The sequence below is a fragment of the Enterobacter cloacae complex sp. P14RS genome (assembly GCF_014895895.1).
In the GTDB taxonomy this organism is placed as follows: Bacteria; Pseudomonadota; Gammaproteobacteria; order Enterobacterales; family Enterobacteriaceae; genus Enterobacter; species Enterobacter bugandensis.
Genome location: NZ_JADBQM010000002.1, coordinates 46,106 through 57,218, shown reverse-complemented (window position 1 = coordinate 57,218; position 11,113 = coordinate 46,106). Strand labels below are relative to the sequence as shown.

The 11,113-nt window shown below is 57.4% G+C and carries 10 protein-coding genes and 1 tRNA gene; 6 read left to right on the top strand and 5 right to left on the bottom strand.

Annotated elements, in window-relative coordinates; genetic code table 11:
* Positions 1-153 precede the first annotated feature (153 nt).
* From IM295_RS01405 to IM295_RS01380, 6 genes are all read left to right on the top strand, one after another.
* Positions 154-230, top strand: a tRNA-Arg gene (locus IM295_RS01405).
* A gap of 125 nt (positions 231-355) precedes the next feature.
* Complete coding sequence (gene yqaB, locus IM295_RS01400; protein WP_028014186.1) at positions 356-922, top strand: fructose-1-phosphate/6-phosphogluconate phosphatase; 567 nt, start codon at positions 356-358, stop codon at positions 920-922.
* Positions 919-1,347: a YqaA family protein gene (locus IM295_RS01395; RefSeq protein ID WP_008499541.1), complete on the top strand. Its 429-nt coding sequence runs from the start codon at positions 919-921 to the stop codon at positions 1,345-1,347. Before yqaB ends, IM295_RS01395 begins: the two co-directional genes overlap by 4 nt.
* An 83-nt stretch (positions 1,348-1,430) precedes the next feature.
* Positions 1,431-2,975 carry a glutamate--cysteine ligase gene (gene gshA, locus IM295_RS01390; RefSeq protein WP_193066115.1) on the top strand — a complete coding sequence of 515 codons (1,545 nt, stop codon included), beginning with the start codon at positions 1,431-1,433 and terminating at the stop codon, positions 2,973-2,975.
* A gap of 153 nt (positions 2,976-3,128) precedes the next feature.
* Positions 3,129-3,644, top strand: a complete 516-nt coding sequence (gene luxS / locus IM295_RS01385) for an S-ribosylhomocysteine lyase (protein ID WP_008499539.1) — start codon at positions 3,129-3,131, stop codon at positions 3,642-3,644.
* 53 nt (positions 3,645-3,697) lie between these two features.
* A complete protein-coding gene (locus tag IM295_RS01380; protein WP_045260898.1) occupies positions 3,698-4,462 on the top strand; it encodes a helix-turn-helix domain-containing protein in 765 nt (254 codons plus the stop codon).
* Here the strand turns inward: IM295_RS01380 and leuA are convergent.
* The 5 genes from leuA to IM295_RS01355 form a co-directional block, all read right to left on the bottom strand.
* Complete coding sequence (gene leuA / locus IM295_RS01375; protein ID WP_193066114.1) at positions 4,449-6,104, bottom strand: 2-isopropylmalate synthase; 1,656 nt, start codon at positions 6,102-6,104, stop codon at positions 4,449-4,451. The two genes, IM295_RS01380 and leuA, sit on opposite strands and share 14 nt — an antisense overlap.
* A gap of 96 nt (positions 6,105-6,200) precedes the next feature.
* Positions 6,201-7,748, bottom strand: a complete 1,548-nt coding sequence (gene emrB / locus IM295_RS01370; RefSeq protein WP_028014182.1) for a multidrug efflux MFS transporter permease subunit EmrB — start codon at positions 7,746-7,748, stop codon at positions 6,201-6,203.
* Between the two features lie 16 nt (positions 7,749-7,764).
* Positions 7,765-8,937, bottom strand: coding sequence for a multidrug efflux MFS transporter periplasmic adaptor subunit EmrA (gene emrA, locus IM295_RS01365; protein ID WP_021241959.1), 1,173 nt, complete (start codon positions 8,935-8,937; stop codon positions 7,765-7,767).
* Positions 8,938-9,065: 128 nt separating this feature from the next.
* Positions 9,066-9,596 (bottom strand): transcriptional repressor MprA, encoded by a 531-nt coding sequence (mprA, locus tag IM295_RS01360; RefSeq protein ID WP_041911975.1) that lies wholly within the window; start codon positions 9,594-9,596, stop codon positions 9,066-9,068.
* 315 nt (positions 9,597-9,911) lie between these two features.
* The gene (locus IM295_RS01355; protein WP_028014180.1) at positions 9,912-11,096 is read right to left on the bottom strand and encodes an MFS transporter; all 1,185 of its coding nucleotides are present in this window, start codon (positions 11,094-11,096) and stop codon (positions 9,912-9,914) included.
* Positions 11,097-11,113 lie beyond the last annotated feature (17 nt).

Sequence of the window (11,113 nt, the reverse complement as noted above, 5' to 3'; positions counted from 1 at the left end):
GAGATAACAGCGATGCTGTTTTTTCAAGGTCTGCGAGTTAATCGCAAGCACCAGGGAGGATAACGTTGCTTTAGCAACGGCCCGAAGGGCGAGGCGCAGCCGAGTAATCCTCCCGGATGCACCATTTACTGTTTCTAAAAGCATTTCCCCGATGCATCCGTAGCTCAGCTGGATAGAGTACTCGGCTACGAACCGAGCGGTCGGAGGTTCGAATCCTCCCGGATGCACCATCCCTTCTGTTATTCCCTTCGATGTTTAGTTCTTAATCACTCTCGTAGTTATCACTTCTCAATCAGCGACAAAAACCCCCTTTTACGATAAAGTAATGCTTTGTTAATCGTTTAGCGAGAGCACGATGTACGCACAGTATGACGGTTTGATCTTCGACATGGATGGCACCATCCTGGATACTGAACCCACGCATCGTCAAGCCTGGACCGAGGTCCTTGGCCGCTACGGCATGCGTTTCGACCTTCAGGCGATGATTGCCCTCAACGGATCCCCAACCTGGCGTATTGCGCAGGCCGTGATTGAACTGAATCAGGCCGATCTCGACCCACACCTTCTCGCGCGTGAAAAAACCGATGCGGTAAAAGCCATGCTTTTAGATACCGTACGCCCTCTGCCACTGATTGATGTGGTAAAAGAGTGGCACGGGCGTCGCCCGATGTCTGTCGGGACGGGCAGCGAGAGCGCGATAGCAGAAGCGTTGCTCAACCATCTTGGCCTGCGCCACTATTTTTCTGCCGTGGTGGCCGCCGATCATGTTAAAAATCACAAGCCCGCGCCGGACACCTTCCTGCTTTGCGCAGAATTAATGGGCGTACCGGCGGCAAAATGCGTCGTGTTTGAAGATGCCGACTTCGGTATTCAGGCCGCGCGTGATGCCGGAATGGCGGCGGTGGATGTGCGCTTACTGTGAGTGACGCGCTGTCACTTGCCTCATTATTCGCCAGCAGTTTTCTAAGCGCCACGCTGTTACCGGGAAATTCGGAAGTGGTACTGGTGGCGATGCTGTTGTCCGGCGTTAGTCAGCCCTGGCTGCTTGTATTAATAGCAACAATGGGTAATAGCCTTGGAGGGCTGACTAACGTTATTCTTGGGCGTTTCTTTCCGCTGCGCGAAAAATCGCGCTGGCAGGAAAAGGCAGTCGGCTGGCTAAAACGCTATGGCGCTGCCACGCTGTTATTAAGCTGGATGCCTGTAATAGGCGATTTACTGTGTCTGCTGGCGGGATGGATGCGCATCTCCTGGGGACCGGTGCTCTTTTTTTTGTGCCTTGGCAAGGCGTTGCGCTATGTTCTCGTGGCGTGGGCAACACTACAGGGTATGACGTGGTGGCACTAATTGGTGGAATGAATACGCGACCTTCAATCGTCAACCATTACAATTATGCTGAGTAACATTACTTTGACAGGCGGGAGGTCAATTTGATCCCGGACGTATCTCAGGCGCTGGCCTGGCTGGAAAACCACCCTCAGGCTCTGAAGGGTATTCAGCGTGGTCTTGAGCGTGAAACGCTGCGCGTTAACGCGGACGGTAGCTTAGCGACGACGGGTCACCCGAAGGCGTTAGGCTCGGCGCTGACACATAAATGGATCACAACCGATTTCGCTGAAGCGCTACTGGAGTTCATTACGCCGGTGGACGGCGATATTGATCATATGCTGACGATCCTGCGCGACATCCATCGCTACACCTCGCGCAATCTCGGCGATGAGCGTATGTGGCCGCTCAGCATGCCGTGCTATATCGAGCAGGGCCAGGAGATTGAGCTGGCGCAGTACGGCACGTCAAACATTGGTCGGCTGAAAACGCTCTATCGCGAAGGTCTTAAAAATCGCTACGGCGCGCTGATGCAGACGATCTCTGGCGTGCACTACAATTTCTCTTTGCCGATGGCGTTCTGGCAGGCGAAGGGGGGAGAAACGGATAAAGAAGCGATCTCCGCCGGTTATTTCCGTCTGATCCGCAACTATTACCGTTTTGGCTGGGTGATTCCGTATCTGTTTGGCGCGTCGCCTGCCATTTGTTCATCGTTCCTGCAGGGGAAACCGACCACGCTGCCGTTCGAAAAAACCGAGTGCGGAATGTACTATCTCCCGTACGCGACTTCTCTGCGCATGAGCGATCTGGGCTATACCAATAAATCGCAAAGCAATCTCGGTATTACGTTTAACGAATTGCACGAATATGTGGCAGGATTGAAGCGGGCGATTAAAACTCCGTCGGAAGAGTACGCGAAAATCGGCCTCGAAAAAGACGGAAAGCGCCTGCAAATCAACAGCAACGTATTGCAGATTGAAAACGAACTGTATGCGCCAATTCGTCCGAAGCGCGTGACGCGCAGCGGTGAAACGCCGTCGGATGCGCTGCAGCGCGGCGGCATTGAATACATTGAAGTGCGCTCGCTGGACATCAACCCGTTCTCACCGATTGGCGTTGACGAGCAGCAGGTTCGCTTCCTGGATCTGTTTATGGTCTGGTGCGCGCTGGCGGATGCGCCGGAAATGAGTTCAGACGAACTGCTTTGTACGCGCACGAACTGGAACCGCGTGATTCTGGAAGGCCGTAAACCGGGTCTGACGCTGGGTATTGGCTGCGAAACGGCGCAGTTCCCGCTGGCTAAGGTTGGTAAGGATCTGTTCCGTGACCTGAAGCGTGTTGCCCGCACCCTGGACAGCATCGACGGCGGCGACGCGTATCAACAGATTTGCGACCAGCTGGTGGAATGCTTTGATAACCCGGAACTGACGTTCTCTGCGCGCATTTTGCGCACCATGATCGAGCAGGGGATTGGCGGCACAGGGCGTTCACTCTCAGCGGAGTACCGTGAGATGCTGATGCAGGAGCCGTTAGAGATCCTGAGCGAAGCGGATTTTGTCGCGGAGCGCGACGCGTCCCTGGTGCGTCAGAAAGAGGTTGAAGCGGCGGATACGGAGTCGTTTGAGGCGTTTCTGGCGAAGCAGGCTTAAGCAGAAAAGAAAAAGGCCACATCGCTGTGGCCAAAATATACATCTCTGAATTCAGGGATGATGATAACAAATGCGCGTCTTTCATATACTCAGACGTGCATTCTGTAGAAGAGTTCAGTTTATTTTAAAAAAAATCACTATCGGAGGTGACGTATGCCGTTATTAGATAGCTTTACTGTCGACCATACCCGTATGGAAGCACCTGCAGTCCGCGTGGCGAAGACCATGCACACCCCGCACGGCGACACGATCACCGTCTTCGATCTGCGCTTCTGCGTGCCGAATAAAGAAGTGATGCCGGAGAAAGGCATTCACACCCTGGAACACCTGTTCGCCGGTTTCATGCGTGACCACCTGAACGGCAACGGCGTTGAGATCATCGACATCTCTCCGATGGGCTGCCGTACCGGCTTCTACATGAGCCTGATTGGTCAGCCTGAAGAGAAACGCGTCGCCGATGCGTGGAAAGCGGCGATGGAAGACGTGCTGAAAGTGAAAGAGCAGAACCAGATCCCTGAGCTGAACGTTTACCAGTGCGGCACTTACCAGATGCACTCTCTGGAAGAAGCCCAGGAAATTGCCCGTCACATCATCGAGCGTGACGTTCGCGTGAACAGCAATGAAGAGCTGGCCCTGCCAAAAGAAAAACTGCAGGAACTGCACATCTAGTATTGTGCCTGTGGATGCCCGGTGGCGCTTCGCTGGCCGGGCCTACAATCCTCATGACGACAACCACCACCTTCTCCTTTACCCATCGCCCACTTGTGCCGTTTTCGCATGATTATGCTCATGGCGATAGCGAGCCGTGGCATGAGCACGACTGCGCGCAGCTGCTGCACAGCCTGACGGGCGTCGTGCGGGTCGATACCGCATCCGGCTGCTGGGTAGTGCCGCCCGGGCGCGGCGTCTGGCTACCGGCGGGGACACAGCACTCGCTTCGCATCACCGGCAACGTTGCAGCCCGCACGCTGTTTATCGATCCGCTGGCGCGAGCCGATCTCCCGGCGACCTGTCAGATCGTGCAGATCTCCCCGCTGCTGCGTGAGCTGATCCTCACCTCCCTGACGCTACCTGAGTCGTACTCGCCGGGAAGCCGTGACGAGCGCGTGTATGAGCTCATTCTGGATGAAATTCGCATCATGCCGGTGCTGCCGTTTCACCTGCCGGAACCGGAAAGTGAAGCGTTACGCCAGCTGTGTCGGCAGGTCCGTCAGTTACCAGGTGAAAGCTGGAGCGGTCAACAGAGCGCGAGCTTGCTCGGCATGAGCGAGCGTACGCTGAACCGCCATTTTCAGCAGCAGACCGGGTTAAGCTACGGCGAGTGGGTGAGAAGGGCGCGCCTGCTGGAAGCCTTAGTGCGGCTGGCGCAGGGCCAGCCGGTGCTGCGCGTGGCGCTGGATCTGGGATACGGCAGCCACAGCGCCTTTACGGCGATGTTCCGCCGGGCGATGGGTATCTCACCCAGCGATTACTTTAAGAACGACTGACCGCGTTAAACAGCGCCTGAAGCGACGCGCGCGCCACGTCGCTGTCAATGCCCACGCCCCAGCTGCTGGTGCCGTCCTGGAACAGGCAGCGGATATAGGCCACCGAGCGGCTGTCGCTGCGTTCGCCCAGCGTATGTTCGTGATAATCCTTAATCACAAACGGCGCGTTGACCCAGCGGCTCAGGCCCTGCGCGGCAGCGGAGAGCAGACCGTTGCCCTGACCCTCCAGCTGGCGCGTTCCCCCCTGCGTGACAACGCTTGCCGTCAGCCGCAGCTGGCCGTCCTGCTGGCCGTCGCTGCGGTAGGATTGCAGCGCCAGCTGCGGCGTCGTTACCAGCCCGTAGCGGGTGCGGAAAAGCTGCCACAGTGCGTTCTGCGTCATTTCTTTCCCGTGGCGATCCGTTTCCTGCTGCACGTGCTGGCTAAAATCCTGCTGCAGGGCGCGGGGCAGCTTCAGGCCGTGGTTTTGCTCAATAAGCCAGGCGCTGCCGCTTTTTCCTGACTGGCTGTTCACGCGGATCACCGCTTCGTAGGTGCAGCCGATGTCCTGCGGATCGACGGGCAGATAGGGCATCTCCCAGCGATCGCCATGCCTGCGGGCATCAAAGCCTTTCTTGATGGCGTCCTGGTGCGAGCCGGAGAAGGCGGTATAGGCCAGCCGTCCTGCCCACGGATGGCGCGGATGGACAGGCAACTGGTTGCAGGCCTCTACCGTTTCGACCACCCGATTCATATCGCTAAAGTCCAGATTGGGACTAATGCCCTGGCTGTAGAGGTTCATCGCCAGCGTTACCAGGCAAACGTTGCCCGTGCGTTCGCCGTTGCCAAAAAGGCAGCCCTCCACGCGGTCGGCCCCGGCCATCACCGCCAGCTCCGCGCTGGCGACGCCCGTTCCGCGGTCGTTATGCGGATGCACGCTGATGCACACGTCGCGGCGGCGGCTGAAGTGGCGGCAGAAATACTCGATCTGGTCGGCATAGACGTTCGGCGTACTGACCTCGACGGTAGCGGGTAAGTTGATCACCATTGGCCGTTCATCGCACGGCTGCCAGATCTCCGCTACGGCTTCACAAATCTCCAGCGCAAACTCCGGCTCGGTAAAGCAGAAGGTTTCCGGGGAGTACTCGTACTGCCAGCGGGTTTCAGGGTTCTCTTCACAAAGCTGGCGGATAAGCCGCGTGGCGCGGGTGGCCAGCTCGACGATCTGCGCTTTCTCCATGCCGAACACCAGGCGGCGGAACAGCGGGGCGGTGGCGTTATACAGGTGGACAGTGGCCTGCTTCGCGCCGCGCAGGGATTCAAAAGTACGATGGATGAGATCTTCCCGCGCCTGTGTTAACACCTGAATCGTGACGTCATCCGGAATGCGGTTCTCTTCGATAAGCTGGCGGACAAAGTTGAAGTCGGTCTGCGAGGCGGACGGGAAGGCGACCTCAATCTCTTTAAATCCGCAGCCCAGCAGCAAATCCCAGAACTGCAGCTTGCGCGCGCTGTCCATCGGCTCGGCAAGCGCCTGGTTGCCGTCGCGTAAGTCTGTCGAAAGCCAGCGCGGCGCGCGGGTGATGGTCTGCTCCGGCCAGCGGCGGTCGGGCAATGAAACGGTGGGATAAGGCTGGTATTTGTCGGCGGGTGTGTTCAGCATGATGCGCTCCTGTTGTCTTTTCACTATCGTGAAGTGATTTCAGGAGCGCTGCTTTATCGAAACTGACAATCGCTGTCGCGTTCTGGACAACGCGAATTAGTGCGCCCCTCCGCCGCCGCCACCGGCGCCAAACGGCGGTCTGGCAAACCACACCAGCCCCAGCAGGACGATGAAGATCCCCGCCGATATCCAGAAAATCTCGTTTGCCGAGATAATCAGCCCCTGGTTGGTGATCTGCTGGGCAATCCAGCCGGATGCCTGCTGCTCCGTCATCCCCATGCCCTGAAGCTGACTGTACATCTGCTGGGCATTCGGATTGTACGGGTTCACCGCTTCGGTCAGCTGGGCGTGGTGCATCGATTCACGGTTGGTCCACAGGGTGGTGGTGATCGACGTCCCGATGGAACCTGCTAGCGTACGGGTGAAGTTCGACAGGCTTGATGCCGCCGCCAGACGCTCAGGCGGCAGGCCAGAGAGCGTAATGGTGGTCAGCGGCATAAAGAAGCACGCCACCGCAAAGCCCTGAATGAACTGCGGCCACGCCGAGGCGCCAAAGTCCATTCCCGGCTCAAAGGTATACGCGCGCCAGTAGAAGCACACGGCGTACATAATGAAGCTGAACGTCACCAGCCGACGCATGTCGAGCTTGTGGGCGAAGCGGCCAATAATCGGCGACAGCAGAACCGGGATCACCCCAACGGGCGCCGAGGCCAGCCCTGCCCAGGTCGCGGTATAGCCATACACCTCCTGCAACAGCTGCGGCAGCAGAACAATCGCGCCGAAGTAGAGCATATAGGCGAGGCTGATACACAGGCAGCCGATGGTGAAGTTTCGCGATTTGAAGAGCGAGAGATCGACAATCGGGTTGTCGTCCGTCAGCTCCCAGACAATCAGGAAGCTTATCGACACCACCGCGACAATGGTCAGGATGATGATCTCCTGCGAGTTGAACCAGTCGAGCTCTTTACCGCGGTCGAGCATGATCTGCAGACTGCCGATACCCAGGATCAGCAGCGCCAGCCCGATGCTGTCGATACGGCGCTGTTCGGTACGCGTCTCTCGTCCCCGCAGCGACTGCAGCGTCATCAATACCACGACGGCGCCAATCGGTACGTTGATAAAGAAGATCCAGCCCCAGTGGTAGTTATCGCTGATGTACCCGCCCAGAATCGGTCCGCAGATAGGCGCGACGATAACGGTCATTGACCACAGCGCCAGCGCGACCGAACGTTTTGCTGGGGGGTAGTTGCTCAGCAGCAAACTCTGCGACAGCGGGATCAGCGGCCCGGCGACAATCCCCTGAATGACGCGGAAGAAAATCAGCATCGTCAGGCTGCTGGACATGCCGCACGCCCAGGAGGCAAGAACAAACGCTACCGTGGACCAGAGGAACAGCTTCACCTCACCGACGCGCTTCGCCAGCCAGCCGGTGATAGGGATGGAGATGGCGTTTGCCACCCCAAACGAAGTAATGACCCAGGTCCCCTGGCTCAGCGACGAGCCAAGGTTGCCGGCGATGGTTGGGATCGCCACGTTTGCGATGGTGGAGTCCAGCACCTGCATGAATGTCGCCAGCGACAGCGCAATGGTCATAATGACCAGCTGCGCGCCTTCCAGCGGTTTTTGCGGCTTTTGCTGTTGCATAACGCTCACCTTCGGATTAACCGGCGTTTGCCTTCACGATGTCATCGATCAGTTTGTTGACCGGATCGAGGCTAATTTCACGGGCGTTACTTTCATAAACCGGGCTGCTACGCACCTGGCTTGCCAGGATCTGACCGTCGCGGTTGGCGGTATCGACCGTCACAAGCGTGGAGAGGCCGATACGCAGCGGGTGATCCGCCAGCTGTTTGGCATCCAGCTCGATACGCACGGGCAGACGCTGAACCACTTTAATCCAGTTACCGGTGGCGTTTTGCGCAGGCAGCAGGGAGAAAGCGCTGCCGGTCCCCATATCCAGACCCACCACTTTCCCGGTGTACTTCACGTCATCGCCGTAGATGTCGCTGACGACCGTCGCGGTCTGGCCGATACGCATATGAGCGAGCTGCGTCTCTTTAAAGTTGGCGTCTACCCACAGGTTGTCTGCCGGCACGACCGCCATCAGCGGCGTGGTCGGGCTAATCTGCGCCCCTGGCTGGACGGAACGGCGGGAGACGTAGCCGGTCATCGGGCTGACGATTTTGGTACGCTGCAGGGCAAGCCATGCGTTGCGTACTTCAGTCGCCGCCTGTTGTACGGCGGGCTGGTTTTCGAGGCTGGTGCCGAGCACCATCGCCTGGTTGGCGTTGTACTGTTGAATCGCCACGTCCAGCTGTGCCTGGGCACTGGCAACCGCGTCGCGCGCGTGCTGCAGCTCTTCACGGCCAATCAGGTTAGCGGTGCCGAGCGGTACACGGCGGTTCAGGTCGCTCTGCGCCTGCGCGAGTGCGGTTTTCTGCACGTCGATATTGGCCTGCAGCTGTTTACTGTTGATCATCAGCTGGCGGGTCTGACGGACGCTGGAGGCCAGCGCGGTCTGGGCTTTCTCAAAGGCCTGCTGGGCGTCGGTTGGATCGAGGGTCACCAACACATCACCTTTTTGCACAAAGTCGGTATTGTCAGCCCAGACTTTCGTCACGCTGCCCGACACCTGCGCCATAATCTGTACCTGGTTCCCTGCCACGTATGCGTCGTCAGTCTCTTCTGCATGACGCAATACTAAAAACCAATAGATCCCATATGCCACGGCAATAATAATAAAGAGCAAGGTCAACAGAAGAAGGGCACTTTTACGTTTGCCTTTCTTATTGGCCGGTTGCTGCGGGGTAGTGCTCTCCGCATTTGCGCTCATTGTTGTTCTCCACGATCTTCTTATTTTCACATCGGCTGAGCCGACCTGTTGTCAGAAAGGCCAGCAGTGTGACGTGCTGGCCTGTCGGTTTTCTTATATAAATCTGGATTGTTGAGCGTGTCGTCGCGTTAGCGCAGCGCCTCAAGAACAGCGCCTTCTTCATCCATCTGGTCCAGACGGGTGAGCAGCTTGCGAGTGATATGCTCAAGCTGGTCGCGCTCGGAAGTACTGAGGGCAGACCAGAGTTTGTGCAGGCAATTGTGCTGAGGTGGCAGCACCTCACGCAGGAACTGGTGACCTTTATCGGTCAATTGCAGATGCAGGCAGCGGCGATCGTTATCGCTTTCACGGCGCTCAATCCAGCCGCGCTTTTCCAGCTCATCGGCAATACGGGTCGCATTGGTACGGGACGATCCCAGCGCGCAGCTCAGCTCAGAAGGCTGAATGCTATGGTTTTCCTGAGACTCCAGCGTAATCAACGCCATAAACAACGTCTCGTTAATCCCTTGAGCTTTCAGCATTTTATTACGATTTTCCAGTAGCTTACCCTGCATGTGCATGCACAGGCGGGTCAGCAGGATTTCCTGATACGGGAAGTCCTCATGACGACTGGCGCGGAATTTAAGCATTTGTTCAATGGGCGTAAACGAACTATCCATTTTGGGCATAACCTCATTAATTACAGCCGATATAGTAACGATGGTGACAAATAATGTAAATGAATTATTTGTGCGGTTATATCCGCCAAACGAATGCCACCATCAAAGAGCGCCGGGTAAGTCCGTGACCCGGTGAGCACAGAAAGCGTAGGGTATAAACCCGCTGAAGAGAGGATGTGGGGACGGGGGTCTGAACTATTCATGCCAATTGTAGATATGTCACCCACATTAAAATTTCTGGGATAAATGATTACGTTTACATTAACAGACTGCCGGGCCCCTTTACACCCTAAGAGGCCCAAAGCAATGTAAAACTTAATGAATTGCTTCCTGACGATGATAGCCGCGCCACCATACAACCAGGTTAAGCGCGGCGACGAGTGCCCCTATCCCGCACACACCTGACCAGCCGGCATGCTGCCACGCCGACGCTGATATTAACGAACCCGCCGCACCACCAATGAAGTAGCTGGTCATGTATCCGGCCGTGAGGCGGTTACGCGCCTCGGGCTTCACGCGGTAAATCACGGTCTGGTTGGTGATGTGAACACCCTGTACGGTGAGATCGAGCACCAGAATACCGACGATCAGCGCCAGCACCGAGACGTGCCCATACCAGATGGCCGCCCAGGAGAGCAGGAGCAAAATCAGTCCGGCTGTCGTGGTCATATGCGATTTACCTTTATCAGCCAGCCCGCCTGCCGGGCGAGCGCCCAATGCACCTGCTGCACCGGCCAGACCGAACAGACCAATCACCCCTTCGGAATAATTGAACGGCGGTGCTGCCAGCAGAAACGCCATCGACGTCCAGAGAATGCTGAAGTTGGCGAAGGTTAAACACCCCAGCAGAGCGCGGGTGCGCAGCAGTTTATCCTGCGTGAACAGGCTAAACACGGAGGCCAGAAGCTGCGGGTAATTCAGGTGGTTCTCCTGCTTCACCTTCGGCAGCCCGCGCCACAGCGCCAGCGCCATCACCACCATCAATACGCTCGCCACCCAGTAGACGGTGCGCCAGCCGCCGAGGCTTGCCAGCAGCCCCGCAACGGTTCGCGCCAGCAGAATGCCCAGCAGCAGGCCGCTCATAATAGTGCCGACCACCTTGCCGCGTTTTTCCGGCGAGGCGAGCGTTGCGGCGAGAGGCACCAGGATTTGCGCGACGACGGAGAAAAGCCCCGTTAGCGCGGTACCGACGATCATCATCGTCAGCGACTGGCTGCTGGCGGTGATCAGCATGCCGCCTGCCGCCAGAAGCGTCATAGAGACGATAAGCATCCGGCGCTCAAACATATCGCCCAATGGCACAAGGAACAGCAGCCCTGCCGCATAGCCTAGCTGCGCAGCGGTGACGATAAAGCCGGCGGAGCTGGCTGAAAGATCGAAGGCGCGCGCGATAGTATCAAGCAGAGGTTGTGCGTAATAGTTGCTGGCGACTGCCAGACCCGTTGCCACGGACATTAAAAGGATGAGTGCGGGGCTAAGCCCCTGAGATGTTTTTGTCATTAGTTTCAGGAATCGTG

Coding starts and splice junctions, on each gene's coding strand:
- yqaB (WP_028014186.1), top strand. CDS start 356: ATGTACGCACAGTATGACGGTTTGATCTTCGACATGGATGGCACCATC.
- luxS (WP_008499539.1), top strand. CDS start 3,129: ATGCCGTTATTAGATAGCTTTACTGTCGACCATACCCGTATGGAAGCA.
- IM295_RS01380 (WP_045260898.1), top strand. CDS start 3,698: ATGACGACAACCACCACCTTCTCCTTTACCCATCGCCCACTTGTGCCG.
- leuA (WP_193066114.1), bottom strand. CDS start 6,104: ATGCTGAACACACCCGCCGACAAATACCAGCCTTATCCCACCGTTTCA.
- emrB (WP_028014182.1), bottom strand. CDS start 7,748: ATGCAACAGCAAAAGCCGCAAAAACCGCTGGAAGGCGCGCAGCTGGTC.
- emrA (WP_021241959.1), bottom strand. CDS start 8,937: ATGAGCGCAAATGCGGAGAGCACTACCCCGCAGCAACCGGCCAATAAG.
- mprA (WP_041911975.1), bottom strand. CDS start 9,596: ATGGATAGTTCGTTTACGCCCATTGAACAAATGCTTAAATTCCGCGCC.
- IM295_RS01355 (WP_028014180.1), bottom strand. CDS start 11,096: ATGACAAAAACATCTCAGGGGCTTAGCCCCGCACTCATCCTTTTAATG.